General features: G+C 36.6%; 25 protein-coding genes. 3 read left to right on the top strand and 22 right to left on the bottom strand.

The window, feature by feature from the left end; all coding sequences use genetic code 11:
* Nucleotides 1-41 precede the first annotated feature (41 nt).
* Together ACR32F_RS07805 and ACR32F_RS07800 are read right to left on the bottom strand one after the other, a co-directional pair.
* Nucleotides 42-344, bottom strand: a complete 303-nt coding sequence (locus ACR32F_RS07805) for a hypothetical protein (protein WP_440117697.1) — start codon at nucleotides 342-344, stop codon at nucleotides 42-44.
* A 36-nt stretch (nucleotides 345-380) separates the two neighbouring features.
* Nucleotides 381-566 (bottom strand): aspartyl-phosphate phosphatase Spo0E family protein, encoded by a 186-nt coding sequence (locus ACR32F_RS07800; protein ID WP_440117695.1) that lies wholly within the window; start codon nucleotides 564-566, stop codon nucleotides 381-383.
* A 163-nt stretch (nucleotides 567-729) separates the two neighbouring features.
* On the opposite strand from ACR32F_RS07800, the gene ACR32F_RS07795 reads away from it, so the two are divergent.
* Nucleotides 730-978 (top strand): helix-turn-helix domain-containing protein, encoded by a 249-nt coding sequence (locus ACR32F_RS07795; RefSeq protein ID WP_440117693.1) that lies wholly within the window; start codon nucleotides 730-732, stop codon nucleotides 976-978.
* Between the two features lie 480 nt (nucleotides 979-1,458).
* Here ACR32F_RS07795 and ACR32F_RS07790 read toward each other — a convergent pair whose 3' ends face one another.
* From ACR32F_RS07790 to ACR32F_RS07760, 7 genes are all read right to left on the bottom strand, one after another.
* Complete coding sequence (locus ACR32F_RS07790; RefSeq protein ID WP_440117691.1) at nucleotides 1,459-3,180, bottom strand: DUF2326 domain-containing protein; 1,722 nt, start codon at nucleotides 3,178-3,180, stop codon at nucleotides 1,459-1,461.
* Entirely contained in the window at nucleotides 3,171-3,398 is a 228-nt protein-coding gene (locus ACR32F_RS07785) for an ABC-three component system middle component 6 (RefSeq protein ID WP_036651942.1), read from the bottom strand. The genes ACR32F_RS07790 and ACR32F_RS07785 overlap by 10 nt, the downstream gene beginning before the upstream one ends.
* Nucleotides 3,382-4,356: an ABC-three component system protein gene (locus tag ACR32F_RS07780; RefSeq protein ID WP_440117689.1), complete on the bottom strand. Its 975-nt coding sequence runs from the start codon at nucleotides 4,354-4,356 to the stop codon at nucleotides 3,382-3,384. The genes ACR32F_RS07785 and ACR32F_RS07780 overlap by 17 nt, the downstream gene beginning before the upstream one ends.
* 800 nt (nucleotides 4,357-5,156) lie before the next feature.
* Nucleotides 5,157-6,041 carry a hypothetical protein gene (locus tag ACR32F_RS07775; protein ID WP_440117687.1) on the bottom strand — a complete coding sequence of 295 codons (885 nt, stop codon included), beginning with the start codon at nucleotides 6,039-6,041 and terminating at the stop codon, nucleotides 5,157-5,159.
* A 664-nt stretch (nucleotides 6,042-6,705) separates the two neighbouring features.
* Complete coding sequence (locus tag ACR32F_RS07770) at nucleotides 6,706-8,064, bottom strand: hypothetical protein (protein ID WP_440117685.1); 1,359 nt, start codon at nucleotides 8,062-8,064, stop codon at nucleotides 6,706-6,708.
* A 205-nt stretch (nucleotides 8,065-8,269) separates the two neighbouring features.
* Nucleotides 8,270-8,947, bottom strand: a complete 678-nt coding sequence (locus ACR32F_RS07765) for a hypothetical protein (protein ID WP_440117683.1) — start codon at nucleotides 8,945-8,947, stop codon at nucleotides 8,270-8,272.
* A 198-nt stretch (nucleotides 8,948-9,145) separates the two neighbouring features.
* Nucleotides 9,146-9,340 (bottom strand): tyrosine-type recombinase/integrase, encoded by a 195-nt coding sequence (locus ACR32F_RS07760; protein WP_440117681.1) that lies wholly within the window; start codon nucleotides 9,338-9,340, stop codon nucleotides 9,146-9,148.
* Nucleotides 9,341-9,797: 457 nt separating this feature from the next.
* Here ACR32F_RS07760 and ACR32F_RS07755 point away from each other — a divergent pair, with 457 nt between their 5' ends.
* Nucleotides 9,798-10,181: a hypothetical protein gene (locus ACR32F_RS07755; RefSeq protein WP_440117679.1), complete on the top strand. Its 384-nt coding sequence runs from the start codon at nucleotides 9,798-9,800 to the stop codon at nucleotides 10,179-10,181.
* A gap of 174 nt (nucleotides 10,182-10,355) precedes the next feature.
* A protein-coding gene (locus ACR32F_RS07750; RefSeq protein WP_440117677.1) for an IS3 family transposase occupies nucleotides 10,356-11,689 on the top strand; the annotation gives its coding sequence in 2 pieces (ribosomal slippage) (nucleotides 10,356-10,757 and nucleotides 10,760-11,689; 1,332 coding nt in all).
* A 728-nt stretch (nucleotides 11,690-12,417) separates the two neighbouring features.
* Here ACR32F_RS07750 and ACR32F_RS07745 read toward each other — a convergent pair.
* From ACR32F_RS07745 to ACR32F_RS07685, 13 genes are all read right to left on the bottom strand, one after another.
* The gene (locus ACR32F_RS07745; RefSeq protein WP_440117675.1) at nucleotides 12,418-12,810 is read right to left on the bottom strand and encodes a hypothetical protein; all 393 of its coding nucleotides are present in this window, start codon (nucleotides 12,808-12,810) and stop codon (nucleotides 12,418-12,420) included.
* Between the two features lie 248 nt (nucleotides 12,811-13,058).
* Nucleotides 13,059-13,313, bottom strand: a complete 255-nt coding sequence (locus ACR32F_RS07740; protein ID WP_440117673.1) for a hypothetical protein — start codon at nucleotides 13,311-13,313, stop codon at nucleotides 13,059-13,061.
* 105 nt (nucleotides 13,314-13,418) lie between these two features.
* Nucleotides 13,419-14,054 carry a chloramphenicol acetyltransferase gene (locus ACR32F_RS07735; RefSeq protein WP_440117671.1) on the bottom strand — a complete coding sequence of 212 codons (636 nt, stop codon included), beginning with the start codon at nucleotides 14,052-14,054 and terminating at the stop codon, nucleotides 13,419-13,421.
* An 88-nt stretch (nucleotides 14,055-14,142) separates the two neighbouring features.
* Nucleotides 14,143-14,373 (bottom strand): hypothetical protein, encoded by a 231-nt coding sequence (locus tag ACR32F_RS07730; RefSeq protein WP_440117669.1) that lies wholly within the window; start codon nucleotides 14,371-14,373, stop codon nucleotides 14,143-14,145.
* Nucleotides 14,374-14,468: 95 nt separating this feature from the next.
* Complete coding sequence (locus ACR32F_RS07725) at nucleotides 14,469-14,918, bottom strand: hypothetical protein (protein ID WP_440117667.1); 450 nt, start codon at nucleotides 14,916-14,918, stop codon at nucleotides 14,469-14,471.
* 13 nt (nucleotides 14,919-14,931) lie between these two features.
* Nucleotides 14,932-15,348 carry a hypothetical protein gene (locus tag ACR32F_RS07720; RefSeq protein ID WP_440117665.1) on the bottom strand — a complete coding sequence of 139 codons (417 nt, stop codon included), beginning with the start codon at nucleotides 15,346-15,348 and terminating at the stop codon, nucleotides 14,932-14,934.
* Nucleotides 15,349-15,404: 56 nt separating this feature from the next.
* Nucleotides 15,405-16,067, bottom strand: a complete 663-nt coding sequence (locus ACR32F_RS07715; RefSeq protein ID WP_440117663.1) for a hypothetical protein — start codon at nucleotides 16,065-16,067, stop codon at nucleotides 15,405-15,407.
* 394 nt (nucleotides 16,068-16,461) lie between these two features.
* Entirely contained in the window at nucleotides 16,462-16,968 is a 507-nt protein-coding gene (locus tag ACR32F_RS07710; protein ID WP_091033306.1) for an HIT family protein, read from the bottom strand.
* A gap of 185 nt (nucleotides 16,969-17,153) precedes the next feature.
* The gene (locus ACR32F_RS07705) at nucleotides 17,154-17,477 is read right to left on the bottom strand and encodes a hypothetical protein (protein ID WP_307215111.1); all 324 of its coding nucleotides are present in this window, start codon (nucleotides 17,475-17,477) and stop codon (nucleotides 17,154-17,156) included.
* A 277-nt stretch (nucleotides 17,478-17,754) separates the two neighbouring features.
* Complete coding sequence (locus ACR32F_RS07700; protein WP_440117660.1) at nucleotides 17,755-18,351, bottom strand: GNAT family N-acetyltransferase; 597 nt, start codon at nucleotides 18,349-18,351, stop codon at nucleotides 17,755-17,757.
* Between the two features lie 189 nt (nucleotides 18,352-18,540).
* A complete protein-coding gene (locus ACR32F_RS07695; RefSeq protein WP_440119731.1) occupies nucleotides 18,541-18,966 on the bottom strand; it encodes a tyrosine-type recombinase/integrase in 426 nt (141 codons plus the stop codon).
* Nucleotides 18,967-19,044: 78 nt separating this feature from the next.
* On the bottom strand, nucleotides 19,045-19,656 hold the full coding sequence (locus ACR32F_RS07690; RefSeq protein WP_440117658.1) for a phage integrase N-terminal SAM-like domain-containing protein: 612 nt from the start codon (nucleotides 19,654-19,656) through the stop codon (nucleotides 19,045-19,047).
* A gap of 196 nt (nucleotides 19,657-19,852) precedes the next feature.
* Entirely contained in the window at nucleotides 19,853-20,164 is a 312-nt protein-coding gene (locus tag ACR32F_RS07685) for a hypothetical protein (protein WP_440117656.1), read from the bottom strand.
* Between the last annotated feature and the right edge of the window lie 765 nt (nucleotides 20,165-20,929).

Genomic DNA, 20,929 nt, shown 5'->3' with positions numbered 1-20,929 from the left:
TCGAGGCAGCTTCCCCTGACTTATGGGTTCGCCTTAGTGGATCAAGCCTCTGTATCGGTCTCCTCTGGCATCGACTGACCCAACAAGGATACTGTGAGCTGAATGCCATCTCGTAGTCCCTGCATGTACAACTGCTCATTTTCTATGCCTTTGCTGACAATATAACGATTCTCCCACTCGATATATTCAGGTGTCTGCTCGACATCCTTACCTGCAAACAAAACTTCAAACGCTTCGTCTGTTCCCCCACGTACTCGACTCAGTTCAGAATCATGTTCAATCCGGGCAGTCACCTCATTCAGTCTTGCTTGAATCGCTCGTTGCATCCACCGTGGAAAATCCATTGCTTCCCCTCCCCTACGCATTATGTACCTCGCTCATCATCGTGCAACTCGGCTATGTCTCGCCTTCATTTCACTCACTCGTGCCACCAGTTCATCCACCCTCCGGCTCTGTTCCTGAACCTCCGGATTGTCCCATAACGGAATCGCTTGCTTCAAGGATGCCTCTCCAAGCTGATTAAGCTTGCGCCGTTCCTCTTCCAATAAGTCAAGCAACCGGCTCATACATCCACCTCTCTAATGGGTCTAACTACGCAATGTCTTGTTAATGCTAGACATGAGCAGTCATTTTTAATGCGATTATCGGTTTATTTTATTTTAATTCGATATCCGCATTAAAACAACCATTATTTCTCATACAATTTGGTTGAAATGAGGGGTGTACATAATGAAGCATAGACAAGAACCACCTGGCGACAAAAATATTATCGGTTCCCGAGTCGTAGCTATCCGTAAAGGCAAAGGAATCAAACAACGTGAATTCCTTGCCAGATTGCAAACATTGGGTTTAGATATCAGTCAGACCAGTCTTTCTCGTCTTGAGGGTCAATATCGTCTTGTTCAGGATTATGAAGTAGTGATGATTGCGAAGGCTTTGGAGATTTCTGTAGGTTATTTACTTGGAGAAGAGATTTAATAAAGTTGACACAGTTGAATTATTAACTATAAAGATTACAGTGTAAGTATTCATCAACATAATTCCTGAAAAGCAAAAAACAATAAAAGGGTACTATGGTAACCATAGCAATTACCAACTTCCTTACTTGTTAATGGAGCCTCATGATGAACCTAGAGTAGCTAAAGAACAGGAATGCTGTCTAGTTTTCTATTGCCAAAGAATCTGTCAAATTTCCTTGCGAATCTGCATCCACTAGTAATACTTTTTTTTTACTTTACCAAGTCAATTCCCAAATTCACAGCCGTTGTTGTTTTTCCGATGCCACCACCCTTTTGATTAGCAAGGCGATTACCTTAATCATTGCTCTTCCTACCCTCGACGAAAAAACAACTACGCTGAATTTCGGAGAATCGGCTTACAAAGGATATCTATAAAAAAAGAGAGCCACCAGTAATCCTTGGTGCTCTCTTGATTCTATTAAATTGAGTTTTAGATTAATTACTCTTCTATTTTAAATAATTTATTTTCTTGAGATAATTCAACAACAATATGAGCTTTATCAAGTAAGCTTACAGGCAACTTATCCTTCAGAATAGAAACTACTAATTGAATATTTTCTTTACCTACATAATCCGCAACTTTAATCAGTTGATTATCATGCATTAATTCTTTTTTGTCATTTAGAAGAAAGTGTAAACTCGGTATTTTTTCCTCATCAGCAAATAATATAGCTGCAAGATCAAAACATAAAATTTCACCTTGTTTTTTTCCTGAGCTTAAATTAGCGTTGAATGCGCTAAATTTATATAGTTGTTGCTGGCTCTTTTTATGAATAACTTTATCATACTTCAATGCATACTTTTCACCATACAATTCAAAAGAAATTTCAGAAAAGTGTTTATTAAACTTATGAATCTGGCCTTTTAATTTTTCTTCAAAACTTCCTGAAAATAAAACATCATCAATTACTTTAATTTGAGCATCAATTTCACTAATATTTTTCTCTACTTCATCTAATTGCGAGATAATACTCTCGTATTCGCCCTTAGTCCTATGCTTATCATTCAAATCATTTATTATCTTTTCTAACTCTTCAAAGGAATCACCTTTAGATATGGTCATTGCCAACTCTTTCTCCTGAGATAACAATGTATTTAGGTTTCTTTCTTCTGTCTCAATTTTTATAGTTAAAGAAGGTAAATCAGCTGTTATAAACTTAATTTTTTCTAAAACCATATTATTGTGGTACGCTACTAAATCCTCAAAGGTCTTTTGAATGTTAGAAATATTTGCATTAGCCTCAGCATATAGTACTTCCAATTCCTTCAAATCAATATTAGCTTTACTATTCTCAATCTCTTTCTGGGCCTCTTCTATAAGGTTCTTTCTTATTTTCATTTTACTTATGTTCGAACTACTTTTATTAATTTGAAATTTTACGAAATTAAGTTGATCTAACTGATTTTCAAAATTTTCATTTAAATTGAAATTTAATTTTTTTTCATTTAATCGAGCTATTTCTGCTTCAATCATTTCTAAAGCAATCTCATAAGCTGTTTTTGTTTGTTTTTTTTCCAGTCTTTCCTTGAAAGCTTCTTCTTGTTTTATTTTTGCTACTAACGCCTGCTTCTTTGCTCCTTCATCAAAGTCACAACCTAATAGGAACAAGTATAAAGTCTCATATTCCACATCAGAGGTATATTTGTCCAAAGTCTTAAGAGTGTTACTGATATTCTCATCCTTGTATCTAATATTATGAGAGATTATCTGTCTAAAGGTGGGTTTCTCAGACTTATGATTGGGAAATAGAAGTCTCTGTAACTCATCCTCAAAATCCTTATCAAGTATTGACTTTCCATTAATTTTCCTAATATTCTTTTTTCTTGGTAGAAAATTGCGCTCAATTACTACTTCCTCTGAAGAATCATCTGATAAATTATCCACAAGAATAAGAGTAATCAATACTTCTTCGGTCACAAGAAAATCTTTAACCAACTCATAGACTTCCTTTTTATTCTCTGTATCAGAATATATTATTGAAGCGTTAGACCCTAAACAAAAGTCAATTAGCTTCAATACAGTTGTCTTCCCCACATTATTCCCAGTAGATTTCTCATCATTAGATGGTGTTTCATCAATGATTAGGTTCAAACCAGATTGAAAAGTCAGTTCCCTTATTATCTCTGTGCGACTCGTTATCTTAAGTGTTTTTATGAACATAATTCCACCCATCCATCATCGTCTATCTTTGCAGAATCAATTAGATAAAGCCAATCTAAACAAAGCATGAACGTGGGAAAAGACATGTTATATTGACTTTTAATCCTTTGATACAAATCAAATACTTGTTGTTTGGCATGTTGTTTAAGTTCTTTCAAAACTAAAGATCCATTATAATAAATGCTAAGCTGTGGATGTATATTATCCGGCAATAACATGGCTATATCCCTCCGGATTCTTAAAAATTTTGCATCGTATAAAAGCATCTACGACTAAAATACAGACGCAGAGCTCCAATTCTTCATACGGAATTTCAATATAATTCTTGCTCTCGATAATTATCTTGGTTATGTTATCGATTATACTGTAGAAAAGTTCTTTAGAGTTAGCTTTTTCATGTTGATACATTGTATACTGCTTTTTGATAATTTGAAAAACGGAAAAGCTTTTATTCGAGCCTTCCCTATCAAACTCAGCATATTTCTCATCTAACTTTTGGTAAAATATCTTGTATTCATCAATTGTGTCTTTAACATCCAATAAATCGTTAAAGGTTATTTTTTTATCAATCTCAAAAGAATTTATCTCTGGGGATTCAATACAATTAGTAAGATTCTCATTTGCAAGTACGTTTATAATGGTCGCAAGATTTGTATCTACTTTTAGTAAATCAACATCATTTCCAAGTTCCTTTTTTATAAACTCAAACACCTCACGCTGTTTGTCTATTTCCATACTCAGTATAACATTTAATAATGTGTTTATATCTACGATGTCTTCTGTGGGAGAAAAAGTAGCATTATATGGATTAATAAAACTCATATTTCGGAGTTTGGTTGCATCCTTAGAAATTGAAACAAAAATGAAACGGTAACCTGAATACTTTCGGAATATCTCCTTATTCAACGAGCCTTCAATTTTTTGTTTTGTACAGGTTGAAGATACTTGTGCAACAACTTTTTGGTCTACATCCACCAAATCAATACCTTCAACATTCTGCTTAAGTATATTCATATTAACTAACGTAAGTCCAAACAATAAATTCATTAATTCAGCAAAAAACGTCTCTGAATAAATATTCAAATCCAATAAATTGATCTTTCCTCGTTTTTCAATTCGTCTTGCCAAAACTTCCAGTTTTTCTTCTATATAATTGAAGTATTTACTTCGATTCATTAGCCATACATACCCCTATTCAAATATGATTTTAACCACGTTCATTGACTATTCGACAAATAATTGGAAATTCCTGTCCTAGTGAAGTCTATTAAAGACGCTCCATACACTTAACTAATGTCTACACATTCGGGTCAAAACAAGGTCCAGCACAACGAAAACCTCAAATGTCTCCTTCAAAACCTTATTGAAGTCAGAGCCATCCTTCGTAAATGTAGTAATCGGCGTAAAGTGTTGAAAACAAAGGAATTCTAGGTATCTATTCGTTCATTCCTATCATAACCTCCACATGCCTAGATGCATTCTCTGACATGGGGGAACGGGCCTCATAGTTATGTGAAAAATCATTCATTCTCCCATCATGAGCAAACTTTTATTTAAATACTACGCAAGGATTCAGGTGTTATCTCAACTTCTAATGGTCTATCTTGTTGCACATCATTACTAAATTCCTATCATAATCTAAGGTCTTTGATTTGATTAAAACTCTATATCTGCTATCTCCAATATGTCTGCTAAGTTCAGGAACCTTCGCTTAATCGGTTTGATATTGCAATTCCTGATTTGTACTGAATATCATGTTCTTCTGGCACAAGCTCCGCATAACAGTTTTGTATTCACGATGCCTGGCGTATTCCAGTTGAGTCCGGCTGCCACTACATTCATGAAACCGCTCAATGCCAGACGGAGAGCGCATACTGGATGTGTGAATATTATGTTATAAGATGTATCCGGCTTCTTTAATCAACTCCACAACCTTTTTTATGTCTTTTATATTATAGATATATTGATTATTCTCATTAGTGGGTATTCACGCTAATGAGCCACTGTAATCCTGTTAAATTATTTATAACGTTCATATTCATCAAACTATAAGTCAGCCTGTATTCTTGTATTTCTTTTAACTCCTCAGTAAGTTCTCTAAAAGAACTTTTATAAATTTTATCCTCTTGAATCACCGATACCATTCGTTTTACAAAGTTAACAATAAATTCTTCATTATCAATATTGAAACGACGATTTATTGATTCCTCGTCCTCTTGTTTTTTTCTTATTAAATCTAACAAACTAGTATTTTCAATATTTTCAGGCTCACTGCATGCAATAGAAATCTTTCCTTCTTTTAAATATGTATTTCTATGATGATTATTTAACTTATGAACTTCAGTAAAATTAGATTTTTTAATTATTTTTTTCTTTTTATAAGCTTTTACCAATTCGTTTACATCTTTTAAAGCGGGAGAAGCATATAATATTAAAACCTCATTTTTAAATGATGTATGCATATTCATCAATAACGTTTGCTGGTTTGGATCAATGTCATATCGATAATATTCAGAACCCCACAAGTTCCATTCTTTACCGTTTTTACTTGATATATATTCTGGTTTTTTATACTGAAATAATAGGTTCGTTTTCATGTCAGGAACATTTTTGATTTCTACTTGTAAGTAGCTTTCCATCATATCTGCCATTTCTCTTAAAGTAGCTCCTTTATAGTTTCTTCTAAAAAAGCTTCTATACGGTAAATTCCGCCACAAAAATATGTTACGAGAATAAGCAGAGGAATCAAAACCAAGTTTCCCTTCTGAAACTTGACCTAATGGAAAATATATTTGAGTCATTTTCCCCAATTCTGTATTAAAATAATTTTCATACGTTTTTTCTTCGAATGTTGCTCTCATTTTAAACCTCCTGAAACTATTTTGTATATAACATTCCCGTATTCACGACCTAGCGAATGCTAAGCTGTCCAGCATAAACCAGACCTATAAAGGATGTCCGCAGCGTAAATATTATGTTAGACGTAGTCCTCCAACTTCATGATCATGCTTACAGTAAATCTTCAATCAGATCTCCCTGGGTTTTAAATTTTTTAGGTTCTATATTTCACTATGTATTGTAAATCTCTTTGAGTTTTAACCATGTTTCATACCAAAATGATTTTTGATTTATAGGCTTTATCATTACAGTTTTTCCTTCTTCTCTTTTTAAATAAACGACATTATCTTGCTGTAACAGCTCATCATTGAACTTAAATACAAGGTCTCTACAGTCTTGTTTATACTTTCTTTCTCTTGTTTCTGACCATTCTGCTTTTTCAGTAGAAAATCTTCTTTGACCAGTAATTCCCTCCTAAAAGTAGTTCTACTGTTTGAACAACAAGGAAGCATGTTAATGCTTCCCTCCTTATTCTGAATGCTTTGAGGGTTTCGTCTAACGTTCCTGTATTCACGACCCGACGTATGTCGGGTGTCCGGCGAATGCCGGACCCAGGGCGTATGCCCGCAGCGTGAATATTATGTTAGGCGAAGATCACGTGTTCTGAATTATCCCTACTTATAGATTTCACCAATTAGGTCTATCACTCTGTTGAGTTTGTCTGCCTCTAATAAGATCATAATCATTTATCACACTATCAGTAACTTGTTGATATTCATTTTTCTGGAGCAAGGTGATTGCAAAGTCATGTAACTGTTCAATAGAAGTAAGCTCCTTTTTATAGATTGTCATAATACTCCGAATGATTAACGAGTGTATATCTTGTGAAACAGACATTGGATCCTCGCCCTCAATATCTATGAAAGAGGAACCAGCGTGAACCAATTTATTACGAATATTTGTGTATAAATGCTCAAACTTTTTCAACTCTCTCTCATACGAGTTGACATTACCCGCAGATGTAATAGCAGCAATGTAACTTCTATGTTTCCACCCTGTCCACCTACGCTTAGGTGAACAAAGACCATCAAGGGAAAATACTAAAGACAAAAATCTTGCTTCATCATAAATTGTATAAAAAGCCTGACTTATAGAAATGACAGCACTTCGAACCGATTGTTCAATTTCGTTATTAACCTCACCTTTAAGTAACCTTGCTAACCATTCAACAAAAGGATCAGATATATATTCTGCTTCTAATCCCAACCAGTTATTTGTAGTTCTCATAGAATAAACGATATGAACTAATAATTTTTCTTTGTATTCTCGCTGTTCAGGAATGATATACGCTGCCGTAAAACCATCAGCAAGTTGACCAGCCCTATCTGGCAAATATTCAATTCTATTATAATTACAGTGAGTAATCCTCAATAAATCTAAACCTCGATCTGCTTGTTCACTTGCAATTCGAATTAGTCTCACTTCTGACTCTATACTGTTATTCAAACCTATAAGATCAGCTTCATTTACTTCGATAGTTAACTCTATTAGCGGAAAACGTAGTAGATCCATTTCGGTTTTTAATTCTTCATTCCATTCTTCCACATATTCTTCACTATGTAGATGATATCCACCAAAGTAATCAATCCATGGACTTTTTAAATCATTAGGTGACCAAAATTTATAGTCCCCTATTTGAAACGAATCTTCAATTTGGAGACTTCTAATGGGTACTAGAATATTACATACTGACTTTTGATCTATCAATACATCTCTCATTCTATTATTTAATTCTGATAAATCACATTGCTCTATTTCTAACCAACTAAATGTTTTTACAAAGTCTTCCAGTGACTGTTCTGAGGAATATTCGTCTTTAGAAAACGTAATTCCATCTCCTTCAGGAAATGCACTTGCCCAATACCCTAGCTTTCTAAGTTCTTCAAGAGAGCTAATTACTTCCGCTTGATCAAATTGATTCTTGGAAGACCATCGCAGATTACCATTAACATTTTCATAAGGGTGTAATAAAAAAGCTTTCTTCAAATGAAATCACTCCTTTTGTCATTTGGTGAATTTCGCCCAACGTTCCTGTATTCACGACCTAGCGCATGCTGGGTGTCCGGCGCATGCCGGACCCAGGACGAATGTCCGCAGCGTGAATATTATGTTATAAGATGTCAGCTTCTTCTTAGTGACACTTTTACGATTTAATAATCAGCTCTTTCAAGCTTACTAACGCTATTAAAGATCAACCTACTGAATTAATTAAGTTATGCTTATTTATGAAACGAATAAACCCTTTGATAAATATGTCTCTCAATTCAGAGAACTTCATTGTATTTAAAAAAACAACCTCCTTTGCTTGACTGTTTTTATCAGGCTTTGCAAAAAATCTATTCAGCTTCGGTATTCTTTCATCTGCTTCTTCCTCTATAAAATGTAGGTTCCAATAAACACCTTCGTGTGCAACTTGGTTTCTTATGGATATAAGCAAAAGTGAAAATCTTTCATTATTTATCTCATAATTATAAGGTGCCCGTTCATCAGAAATTTTAATATTCTTTATAAGAAATCTACGTTCTTTGTCAGAAATATAATTCTCAAAAAAATCAATAATTATTTCTTGTTTCTTCAATTCATACTCGTTCAATGTATAAATTGATTCAATACACGATAATAAAAAGAAAATAGCTAAATCCCATTTTCCTGGCTTTACAACTATCAACTCATCCGCTAATGCCACTAACCTTTCAACAGTGTTAATAGTACGTCTTTGAATATTATCCTTACTGTCCCCCAAATTTTTATTTATGAAGTCTTCAAGTTCAATATTCGAGTTAAAATACTTTTCAAATAATTGTCGATGCTTTTTTATCAGATCATCCTCAATTTCTTTGTGCTTATCTTCACCAAATAAATAGAACATGTTTGGACATCCTTTCCTGGATTGATTTTTATCACTTACTTATCTGCTTCTGATCTTGCTGATTTCTTATAACATCTAATCTATGTACTTCGTAAATACCACACATCCTGCCAGATATCTGAACTACGTATATGATAACCCATGTTGTGACATTTGCGAAGAAAAAATTGGCGAAAAAGGGAGATTTATAAGTTTTTTTTAATCCCCCATATCTATACGATCCAAGGGGCTTTGAATACGCTGAATATTTTTCGTACTAACATGCGTATATCGCTGAGTTGTTCGTGCACTCGTATGACCGAGTAGCTCCTGAATGTATCGTAGATCTGTCCCGTTTTCCAGCAAATAAGTGACGGAGGAGTGTCTCAGAGCGTGAATACTTACCTTTTCCACAATTCCTGCACGTCGTCTTGCTTATTCAAAACCTCCTACACGTTCCGCTCAGTAAGATGTCGACCAGAAGATTGTTCATGAAAAAAACTAATGATTGACTCTATATTCAGCTATGTATTTCTGCACGATACCAGGCGAGATTTGAAAGAAGCGTCCTCTGATCCTATTTCCTCTTCCCCTGTCTCACGATGAGTGTTTGCCTTTCAATATTTAATCGTTGCAATAAAGACGCACAACTTAACCTACAACGAAGCCCGGAAGAATATGCTGCATCCTTGTAACTTTAGTAACTTCTGAAACTGTCCTTTGTTCCATTAGTTGTTTACTTACTAGCATTTCATTCGGAATGAAACAATCTACTTACAGATAACGGAAAATACTGATAGAATATAACGGATGATGAGTTGTTTTCATGTAGCAGTATTTGTTAGTAGTACAACATAAGGAGGGGGTTTATTTGATTAACAAGAAGCTAATAATTAGCGTCATCACACTTTGTATTCTACTCATATTGGGTTTTCTCAGGTGGGACAATCTTGAATCTAGCGGAGACATTAGTTATAAGTATGATCGATGGGCTGGTCAAAAATGGGTAGAGTTCTATCCGCCGCTAGCTGCTTCTTCGAACAGCATGGAGTTTCCACTTATATATATGGATGAAATCCATCAAAACGATATAAATAAATATTTAGGAAAACAAGCTCTCTCTGGAGAGTTAGTGAACAAGTGGATTGAACGAACAAAGTTAACGGATGGATATGTAGGTCTATTATTATTGAATATCCTTGTGATAATCTACAGTTGCTCCAAAATATTTATTTTGAGAGACAAAAAAATATGATGATCTTGATCCCCCTTCAATATGCCGAGGCACACGTTGCCAAAAGGCGCACTAACACAAAGACAGCAGTCCCCGATATAAACTGTACCCTATAGAGTAGACACTTTGAAAAAAGTCTCTCTATGGGGTATTTTTGTTGTATGCCACGAACGAGACGAGGATGGAGATAAGCTGATGAGTAAAAAAATGTTTACAGATCGAGAAATGAAACAACTTTCAAAAAACCCATATGTAAAGTCCGTATCGACCAAAGGGATTACGTATACAGACGAGTTCAAGCAACTCTTTATTGCATCGAATCAGCAAGGAAAGCCGCCCAGAGACATTTTTGAGTCCTGTGGGTTGGATGCGGAGATCGTTGGAATGACTCGCATCGAAGCCGCTGCCAAACGGTGGAGAGCCAGATACAGAGAGCAGGGCGATTTAGGTTTACACGATGCAAGAGGCAAGCATTCAGGAAGACCTTTAAAGCGAGAATTAACCTTGGATGAGAAGAACGCGAGACTCGAAGCGCAGATTCGTTTGCTCCAAGCAGAGAATGAACTCTTAAAAAAGATTCGGATGGCCGAACGGGGGTGGAACCACGAGTAAAACTAGTGCCTGGTCTTCGATACAGATTGATTCGATTCGTGATTCAGAAATACCATCTAAGGCGGATGGTGAGTGTTTTGTGCGAGGTCGCAGGTGTCTCTAAAAGCGGCTACTACCGCTACTTTAGCGCTCCAGCCATCCACAGACGCCATCGGAGCGAACAGGCCGATGAAGAGTTGCGCGTTCACGTCAGCCGGGCCTTCCATTTTAAAAAGCGCTACAAAGGTGCACGCTCCATCAAGATGACACTGGAGGGAAAGTTTCAAATCGTCTGGAACCTCAAGCGAATCCGAAGAATCATGAAGAAATATAGTATCGTATGTCCTATTCGAAAGGCCAATCCGTACAAGCGAATGATGAAGGCGACCCACGAACATCGGACCGTGCCTAACTTGTTACAACGTAACTTCAAACAGGGCGTGCCGGGCAAAGTGCTTCTAACCGATATTACCTACTTAACTTATGGAAAAGGGAAACGAGCCTACCTGTCCACCATCAAGGACAGCTCCACCAATGAAATTCTGGCTTACCATGTGTCGGAACGAATTACCATGGATCTCGCGACAAATACGTTGCTTCACTTACAGAAGAATCGAAGATGGAAGAAGACCAAAGACGCGTTCATTCATTCGGATCAAGGTACCCACTATACCCATCCGGATTTTCAGAAGAAAGTGAAACGTATGGGCTTTGGACAATCCATGTCCAGACGAGGGAACTGCTGGGATAACGCTCCGCAGGAGTCGTTCTTTGGTCATTTTAAGGATGAAGTATTGCTGAAGGACTGCACCACACTGGAAGAAGTCAAACGAGAAATTAAATCATATATGACCTACTACAACCACTACAGATACCAATGGAACTTAAAAAAGATGACCCCTGTAGAATACAGAGATCACCTTCTTCGGGCCATGTAGGTCTTTTTTAGAAATGTCCTTTACATAGGGTACAGTTTAATAAGGAGCCGCTGTCTTTACGTTTTTTTTATAATTGGACCCATCTATGTCCTCATTTATATATAGGAGTCATCCGCGAGCCATTGTAATGTTTGAATATCCACATTCAGCGTTTGCCACCCTAAACATACAAATTCCATCCCACAATAAAAGCAGCCAAGATGCACGCCGAGATGCCAGACATGATGTACATCACCTTTTGCTTTTTGCTGTAACTGCTCTTCCGCAGTTTGTAAAAAAGCAAGCCAAGATACGCCACTGCTAGAACCACATAAAGAAGGTTAAACATTAAATTGATACGCATCGACGAATAAGCAGGATAATTTGGAAACCTCAACTTCGTTTGTATGATGAAAAGATTAAGAAGGAGTACCACACCTGCAAAATTAATGGCAAGATGATATTTATCAAAATCGGTACGAGGATTCACTCGTTTATTTAGTTTGTTAAGAAGCATCCGGATTAAATAGCCGATCAAAGTACATAAACTGAAAATGATGGCTAGCGCAACAGGAATATACGAGATATAAATCAACTTCACCTTTAAATTCGATACAGGCAAATAATCAATGTAAGGAGTGACGGAAATTTTCTCAATAACACCATTATGCTCGACAACATTATAAGATTTTGCTAAATCAGCTTTGGTATATTTCGTTATATCAAGAGCCGTAAATAAATTAGTAAATTTAGCGGCTGCCCGTCGTGCGGATTGAAAATAACCTCCCCCCCTCGGAAGTAACTATATTAGAATTGACGTTATCACCGAAAATTTCTTTAATAAGTCCATAACCATAAATTTCTTCAAAAGACTGATTTGTCATGACCACCATCCCAAATTTAGATTCGGGATCAAAGACAACTTTGCTGGAGAATGCTTTCAAATTCCCCTCGTGCATCAGTGTAGGCACCCGGTATTCCATCTCAACCCTTGCTTGAAGCTCTTTAACAAATACATCAATTGGCTCTTGATAGTCGATGGGTTTGTATATGGATCTATTATTCCACTTGTGCCGTGTATCTTTGTCTTTAAATTTATCAGTTTCCCCTTCAAACGACTTCATCACAAGCATCGGGGTCACTACACTAACTTCATAGAGTTATTGGATGATTCCACTTTCCCGATTGATCTGCTCCCCGACCCAAAGGCGTTGATTCATCACGTTAATATATTGTTAGCAGAGGTTGATAGCTTAAAGATATACTTAGAAACTAGTTTTCACTTAATTATTTCGCCTTTCCAATTAACGATGTTTATTTCTTTATCTTTCAAGAGGCACCAATCAATGATTTCACCTATCCATTTTGGCGTGATGATCTCATCGCTCCATTACGGTGTTAATACTCTTCTGTATCCTATATATTCTTTGGTCCAGCCTTCGAATTCTTCTCCAATGATGACTATAAAGGGAATCTTATTCTTAATACTGTGTTGTCCCACTTCATAAGTGACGATTAACTTCTTATCCTCAGAAACGATATGTAATTTGATAATTCCTTCATCGTCAATATCCGGTTCAACATACCAATAAAACAATCGATTGGAGCGAACGATTTTACGTTTATATTTTTTTCTTACGCCCATAACTCACCTCACATATTCCTTTTTCCTTTGATCGCAGTATTTGGTCAGTTATTCAAGACACAGCTAGAGTAGCTTTGGTATCTGATATCAAAAGCCACACTGAGATTAAGGAGTAGTACTCTTGTAAAAATCAATTCCTCTATCAAAGATCTCGATCTCTCGTTTTTTTATGTGCGGTAATCTTTCGCAATGCTTTACAATATGATGTATATTATCTGCTACAGTCTCTGCTTTATGAATCCCCACATATCCAGGTACCAGTTCATTAAGGTAATGGAAGTATCTCATTTGAGGTTCAATCATGCGTAGATGTTTATCAAAATTACTTCTGGATCTTGTCTGATCCATCTCCTTTCGCTTGCGCAGCTCATCTTCTTCTGCCCAGAATAGTACATAAGCATCCGGTAATGATATTTCATTCTCCAATAACTTTCCTCTAAAAAAATTCGCTGTTTCATCTAAAGATAGGTGCTCGAAACCATATATCCAGCTGTACCAAATCTTAAATACATCGCCATCCAAAATCACATACTCATGTTGTTGATTCTTCTCATTTGCTATATGCCATCTATCGATTTGTCTCTCCAGCAACCACATCATAAGTTCCTTACCTGCAAGTTGAGGGGATTCAAAAAGGAACCCTGTTTCTGGAACAATAAATGCATCATACTGTGTAGCGAACTGTTGACAAGTGGTACTTTTACCTACGGAACTGGCACCTTCGAGACAAATTATCGTCATTGAAATAAATTACCTCCTCATATTACTCACAAAATGATTAATCAACCTTCACTGGCTCTTAAGCGATCATGTTGAATTTCATATTAGACTATGTATTGTAGATTTCTTTGATCTTTAGCCATGTTTCATACCAAAATGTTTTTCGTTTAAGAGGTTTTATTACCTTAATCTCGACTTCTTTTCGTTTCAAATAAACCGTGCCATCCACTTCAATGAGTCTATCGCCAAATGCAAATACAATATCCTTGCAGTCTTTGTGATACTGGTTCTCTCTTGTTTCTGACCACTCCGCTTTATCAATAGAATGCCGTTTTCTCATTATTTAAGATCCTCCTTTAAGGAAACACCACTATTTACAGCAAAAAGGAAGCCTGTCCCACATCATTACACTTTGTTATCCGATATTGATGAGCCTTAAGGTTCCTTTATTCCTATGATTTGTTCAATTGCTATATTAAATTCTTTAACATTAATGTTTAACTTAATTATTCCTTCTTTATCAAGCCCTTTTGTATCTAATCTAAAGGTACCTGCCACAGCTTCCGAACTATTACCATCAATTTTCTCGTTTATGTCTAATTTAATGTTTCTATCAATTAATCGTTTCTGAATATGCTTACTTATGATCGGTTCAACTGTTTTTATCATTATTGATTTATTGGTTCTATTCCAAAGATTGAAATTATATGTTACGACTGTTATACCTGCATCTTCTTCGCTCTCTCCCAGTCCAAATGAAATTGAGTTTATGTTCAACCCATCCTCAACAGTTTCATCCGTCTTTACACTGCTTGAAATACAACCACTTAGGGCTAGTATCATCAAAAGAAATAGCAAAATCATTAAACGCTTTTGATTCTTCAATTCGGAAACTCCTTTAATTTTTCTCTTCATTTTTAAGATCCATATTTGCAAGTTCAAGTGCGATCGCTAACGTAATCTGTGGATATTTCCTAAGTCCCTTTAAATAGGTATTGTCCAGCTGTTTGCTTTCAATTATAGGTTCAATATTGGGGTCGTAACGATCGATTTCTACACTTGCAATTGTATCATTATTAATCAGCAACGAAAAAATGTCTTCCCCTTGTTCAGGAGTCCAGAATAGTATATAAGCGGTTTTCATTTGTGGAAAATACCTCTTAATAACAGAAAGCAATCCTGATCTTATTTCATCATTAAATAATGACTCATGCGATCCTATTAATTCTCTTCTTAAATCTTCTTCAGTTTTACTACCCTTCAATTTTATTAACTTCATAATACCTCGCAAGAATGGCACAAATCTGTTATCCAATGCCTTTGACTTCCTAATACCCTTGTTCTATATTTCAATTGTATATTTTCTCGACATTATTTATTTCCCTTTACAAAATCACATAGATTATGTTCAAAGTCATCTGAATTACAATATGGCTGAACAGTTGGGCTATTTTGAATCTTAAAATCAATAGAATACTGATCGTTTGGATACTCTTTAAAGCTCTTATAATATATGAATACTCTTACTTCATACTTAGCTGAAGGTAAGGCATTAATTACGTTATTTAAATCCCCTGATGTCAGTGTTTCATTTTTCTTTCTTAATTTAATCCAAATATCATGTCCATTATTACTCCAGTAACGAAGAGTTTCAGTCTTGCTTTCGTTATAATCAAATTCCAATGGTGCTATTGTTTCAACAAAACCTGTTTTTAACTCATTCATATAACTTTCCACATAAGGCTTCGCACGGTGTGTTTGATAAGTACCAATTAGATTATTAGTGACATCAACTACTGGCAAAGTCAGAATAGCGGTAACAACAATGATTACAATACTTGGGCCAATATAGGAGTTGGAATTGTAAATGAGTCTGCCAAGCAGTAAAAAAACGATTGTTCCTACTATCGCCAAAGCAGCAACCCCGAAAGCGGCAGGCTTGTTATCATTACTAATAAAACCACCGCCAATATTAAAAATAAAAAATATGAATGAATAAAAACATCCAACGCCGACTCCTACAGCAGATAACAAGTAGATTGACTTCAAAAATATTCTCAGAATTCCCGCATCCCTGCTCTAAATTAATTATTATTTCATCCTAATGAAGCAACATAACTTTCATCTTTCTAGTATGTTTTAGAATACTCTCATCAAAATACAGTCTTTTGCTTAAGATTTAATTAAGTCCAAGTATAACTATATCCTCACTGGAGATTATGTATTTAATACTCATATCAATTGTCACTTCATCAGGAAGTTTCGGATAACGTTCCTGTATTCACGAACCCGAGAGGCTTAAGGGACCAACGGGAGCCGGGTCGAAGACTTAGCCTCGCAGGGTTGTCTGGTTGCATCCACTTCCCCGATTACTCCTCTGCCAGACCGAGGGCGTCAGCCCGATGCGTGAAAACAGTGTTAGATGAGGTTACCTTGAGCTACTCACAAAATCCCTCATGCCCTCTCTTAGCATGCTAACCCCTTCTTCTACACTCTTCATATTCTCATCGTCATTCATATTATTCCTTGCATGTAATAATGCCGGTCTTAATGATTCTACTGAATTTCCAAATTGGTACATCCATTCATATCTAGGAACCATCCATAAATGAAAGTGATGTGTTGTATCTTCATTATAAAAATAATAGACCTTATCAATTCCCAATCGTTTTCTTTGTTCACTTCTGAGCTTATGGATTAACGAAATAAATTCTAAGCGCTCTTCATCTGTTAATTCATCCATGCAGTAAAAATGCCTCTTTGAAGCTAATATAACTAACCCTTTAATTGGGTAAGCAATATCTTGATGGACATGAAAGTTGCTTGATTCAAAAATTACTCCACCTGTTGAAGAAATCAAACCACTTGTCAATGCGCAGCTTACACATTCAACTTCTACTGATCTTCCATCAGCCAATGTAATTAGTCTTGGCATTATGCACCTCATAGTTTTTGATTTTGATAAGAACTTGCATCGTAATTTCATCTAACGTTCCTGTATTCACGACCCAGCGTATGCTGGGTGTCCGGCGAATGCCGGGCCAAGGGCGTATGCCCGCAGCGTGAATATTATGTTAGACGGAGTCTTACTCTTCTCGATAGGCTTACTTCTTCTTATACTTACTCTCTTCTTATCGATGTGATTTTCCATTCTCCTTGTACGCTTTGAATGCCCTTTATCCAATTCACTTCTATAATTTCTTTTTGATCTTCGTCTTCATAAATAATGTTTACAACGGCTTCCCCTCTATGATCAGTCTCGTTGATCGTAGTTATAACTAGATCTTTAATTCGCTTTATCTTATGATTCGTTGCTATCTTATTCATCGTAGAGAAGTATTCAATAATACTTGCTTCCTTGTTATTCCAATCCAAAAGCTCTTGAGACTCTTCTAATCTCTGACTGTATAACAGCTCGTAATAATCATAAATAATATCTTCCATAGTTTTTCCTACCTGCCTTTGCTTGAGAAGTAAGAATAAAGAGCACCTTCATTCACTTCATAATCTTTTCTTTATGACTTCTCTCGCTTTGGTAAGATTTCGTCTAACGTTCCTGTATTCACGACGTCCGACGAATTCGGATGTGTCTGCTGAGTTCGCTTCCCTGAAATCCATCCAGCAGACCAAGGCTCCGTAAGGAGCCGCTGCGTGAATATATTGTTATCGGATGTCAATGCCTTCCTCGTTTTAACTCACATTTGTCCGGTGGAAGTCAGTTCTAGAGGTTTAACTCTTCTCTATGCTTTTCAACAAATTCGTCTTTCGTTAATCCATACAAAATGAAGTCCAGAAATTTGCCATTGATATAGACGACCTGTCTCCGTACGCCTTCCTGAATACATCCGAGATTCTCCATCATCTTTGCAGATGCTTCATTTCCCTCAAGAACATAGTCATTGAATTTATTAAGCCTTCGTTCAAGGAATGCGTACCTTAACAGAATCTTCATCGCTCTTGTACCATAACTCATACCACGATATTCTTTATCGATTACTATTCCGATACTGAACGTACCATTTCTTTCATCAATACTATTAAGATTGATACCTCCTATGCTTTCGCCTTCTAAGGTCTCAAGAGTAAACATTATTCTTCCATTTGTTGAGGAAAAATCAGCATTTTCCTCTGCAAATTTCTTTGAACCCGCAATAGTAGGCGGCAATTCTGTCGAACATTCTAGAAGACGACGTGCAGGAGTATCAAAATTACTAATATAATCTCCTTTCCAATCTGCTGAATGTATTGCACGTAATCTGACTTTATCATCCTGCCAAAAGTATTGACTATAATCTATTTTCATTGAATTATCCTCCATCGTTTGACCCTCCTCAATTTTCGTTTTCCCTAATACAAATATTGTTTGCATTGATTTCCGATAACATCTAATTTATGTACTTCGTGAATACCACACATCCTGTCCATTAGCTGAACTACGTATATGATAACCTATGCGGTGATATTTGCGAAGAAAAATTTGGTGAAAAAGGGAGATATCTTAGGCTACTCAATCTCCCAAATCCATCCGATCCAGCGGGCTTTGAATACGCTGGATATTTTTTGTACTAACATGCGTATATCGCTGAGTTGTACGTGCACTCGTATGACCAAGTAACTCCTGAATGTATCGTAGATCTGTCCCGTTTTCCAGCAAATGAGTGGCGAAGGAGTGTCTCAGAGCATGAATACTTACCTTTTTCTCAATTCCTGCACGTCGTCTTGCTTCTTCAAAAACCTTCTGCACGCTCCGCTCGGTAAGATGTCGATCAGAAGATTGCCCCGGAAACAGCCAACGATTGGGTCTGTATTCATCTATGTATTTCTGCACCATATCCCAGGCAAGGCTTGAAAGAAGCGTTCTCCGATCCTTTTGACCCTTTCCCTGTCGCACAATGAGTGTCTGCCTTTCAATATCGAGATCGCTGCAACGCAGACGTACAACTTCACCTACACGAAGCCCGGAAGAATAAGTCAGAAATAATATGGCCTTATGTTTAGGGTTGATTACGGATTAAAGTAATTGAGCAACTTCCTTTTCGGACAACACTTGCGGAAGCTTGGTCTGCTTCTTGGGACGAATATACTGGATATCCGTAGGATGATGGAGTACATGTTTGCAATAAAAGCGGAGCGCGCTAATCGTCTGATTCACGCTTGAATGGGAAATCCCTCGCTCCAGCAAACCTAAACAATACATCTGAACATTGGAAGTAGTGACATCCGTATTTTTAAGGCGAAGGCTGCTCAGAAAACGCTCGACCTGATTACAATACGCTTTGATCGTTTTGCGACTATATCCTCGTAACTTTAGCGCCTTCTGTAACGGTTCTTTGCTCCACTGGTTGTTTCCCCTACTGACTTTCCATTGCTGCAGTTCTTCATTCTCAACCCACAACTCCGGGGTAATCTGAACTTCATCTGGATCAAACTGTCTCGTAAACTCCTGGATGGCCGCAATAGTGTAGGGTATGATCCATATTTTCTGTTTGGGTTCCCACTTTCTGCCCGTAATCTGGCGAATGCGCTGAATATATGCAGGGTTATAGGGACAACGAATATGCAATGAATGAGTGGAGCCTTTAGTTATGGTGATCTTCTCTTCCGTTGTAGTATCATCGTTCATAGGAAACTCTCCTTTGTTTGAGTCTATGTCTTTCTCCGCAATTTTGAAAAATAAAAAAGGAAGGATCTCTGCATCCCAAATAGGGAATCAAATGACCTTCCGATGCTTTCGGAACATATATGATCTTTAAAAGTAAAGATGGGCACAGCCAGTACAATAAAAAACTGCCACTCCATGTAACTTACCAAAGCATACACTACTGATCAATTTGTCCTGATGGATAACAGTAGACGATTGAACCAGCTGGTGTTTTGTTTGGGGAGATCCCTTTTCCCAAACATATACCGATATTCTTCTTCCCAGCTATAGAATGGTTAATTTGAGTAGAAACAACTTCAAATACTTGCTCTTTCCCATCCGTTTTTTTGATGATAATCTGGTCACCGATCATCTCTTTGATTGTTGAAGGAAGTATTTCATCCAACTCTTCATTGGCCCCCATAACGATGGTTCCGAATTCGGGTGTATCGAAGACTAAGCCAACGCCAAACAGCATTTTAGCTTCCATTCTGTGACCACCTTATCTCTGATCTATGAATAGTTCACCTTTGACATCTCTTACCCTGAGATCGGCATTACGAAGTCTAACCATGGCATCTATCAATAATGCTTAAGTTATCCATTTAGCTTCTGCCCTTCTAAACATACAAATGCCACCCCATAATAAAAACAGCCAATATGAAAGCCGAGATGCCAGACATGATGTACATCACCTTTTGCTTTTTGCTGTAACTGCTCTTCCGCAGTTTGTAAATAAGCAAGCCAAGATACGCCACTGCTAAAACAACATATAGTAGGTTAAACAATAAATTGATGCGCAACGAAGAATAAGCAGGATAATTTGGAAAACTAATCTTCGTCTGTATGATGAAAAGATTAAGAAGGAGTACCACACCTGCAAAATTGATTGCAAGATGATATTTATCAAAATCAGTTGGAGTATTTCCTCGTTTATGTAGTTTCTTAAGAAGCATCCGGATTAAATAGCCGATCAAAGCACATAAACTGAAAATGGCGGCTAGCGCAACAGGAATAAGAGATATCTTAATTAAGTTCACCTTTAAATTTGATACAGGCAAGTAATCAATGTAAGGAGTGACGGAAATTTTCTCAACAACACCATTATGCTCGACAACATTATAAGATTTTGCTAAATCAGCTTTTGTATATTTCGTTATATCAAGTGCCGTAAATAAATTAGTAATACTAGCGGCTGCCCGTCGTGCGGATTGAAAATATCCTCCCCCCTCCGAGGTAATTATATTAGAATTAC

Source organism: Paenibacillus hebaui (genome assembly GCF_051934385.1).
Classification (GTDB): Bacteria; Bacillota; Bacilli; order Paenibacillales; family Paenibacillaceae; genus Paenibacillus.
The sequence above is the reverse complement of the archived record's forward strand: the minus strand, read 5'-3'. Positions and strand labels throughout refer to the sequence as shown.

Excerpts from the sequence above, each read along its gene's own strand:
- ACR32F_RS07790 (WP_440117691.1), bottom strand. The coding sequence starts at position 3,180 with ATGTTCATAAAAACACTTAAGATAACGAGTCGCACAGAGATAATAAGG.
- ACR32F_RS07710 (WP_091033306.1), bottom strand. The coding sequence starts at position 16,968 with ATGCCAAGACTAATTACATTGGCTGATGGAAGATCAGTAGAAGTTGAA.
- ACR32F_RS07765 (WP_440117683.1), bottom strand. The coding sequence starts at position 8,947 with ATGTTCTATTTATTTGGTGAAGATAAGCACAAAGAAATTGAGGATGAT.
- ACR32F_RS07730 (WP_440117669.1), bottom strand. The coding sequence starts at position 14,373 with ATGAGAAAACGGCATTCTATTGATAAAGCGGAGTGGTCAGAAACAAGA.
- ACR32F_RS07795 (WP_440117693.1), top strand. The coding sequence starts at position 730 with ATGAAGCATAGACAAGAACCACCTGGCGACAAAAATATTATCGGTTCC.
- ACR32F_RS07740 (WP_440117673.1), bottom strand. The coding sequence starts at position 13,313 with ATGGGCGTAAGAAAAAAATATAAACGTAAAATCGTTCGCTCCAATCGA.
- ACR32F_RS07805 (WP_440117697.1), bottom strand. The coding sequence starts at position 344 with ATGGATTTTCCACGGTGGATGCAACGAGCGATTCAAGCAAGACTGAAT.
- ACR32F_RS07735 (WP_440117671.1), bottom strand. The coding sequence starts at position 14,054 with ATGACGATAATTTGTCTCGAAGGTGCCAGTTCCGTAGGTAAAAGTACC.
- ACR32F_RS07780 (WP_440117689.1), bottom strand. The coding sequence starts at position 4,356 with ATGAATCGAAGTAAATACTTCAATTATATAGAAGAAAAACTGGAAGTT.
- ACR32F_RS07800 (WP_440117695.1), bottom strand. The coding sequence starts at position 566 with ATGAGCCGGTTGCTTGACTTATTGGAAGAGGAACGGCGCAAGCTTAAT.
- ACR32F_RS07785 (WP_036651942.1), bottom strand. The coding sequence starts at position 3,398 with ATGTTATTGCCGGATAATATACATCCACAGCTTAGCATTTATTATAAT.
- ACR32F_RS07700 (WP_440117660.1), bottom strand. The coding sequence starts at position 18,351 with ATGGAGGATAATTCAATGAAAATAGATTATAGTCAATACTTTTGGCAG.
- ACR32F_RS07685 (WP_440117656.1), bottom strand. The coding sequence starts at position 20,164 with ATGGAAGCTAAAATGCTGTTTGGCGTTGGCTTAGTCTTCGATACACCC.
- ACR32F_RS07690 (WP_440117658.1), bottom strand. The coding sequence starts at position 19,656 with ATGAACGATGATACTACAACGGAAGAGAAGATCACCATAACTAAAGGC.
- ACR32F_RS07705 (WP_307215111.1), bottom strand. The coding sequence starts at position 17,477 with ATGGAAGATATTATTTATGATTATTACGAGCTGTTATACAGTCAGAGA.
- ACR32F_RS07775 (WP_440117687.1), bottom strand. The coding sequence starts at position 6,041 with ATGAGAGCAACATTCGAAGAAAAAACGTATGAAAATTATTTTAATACA.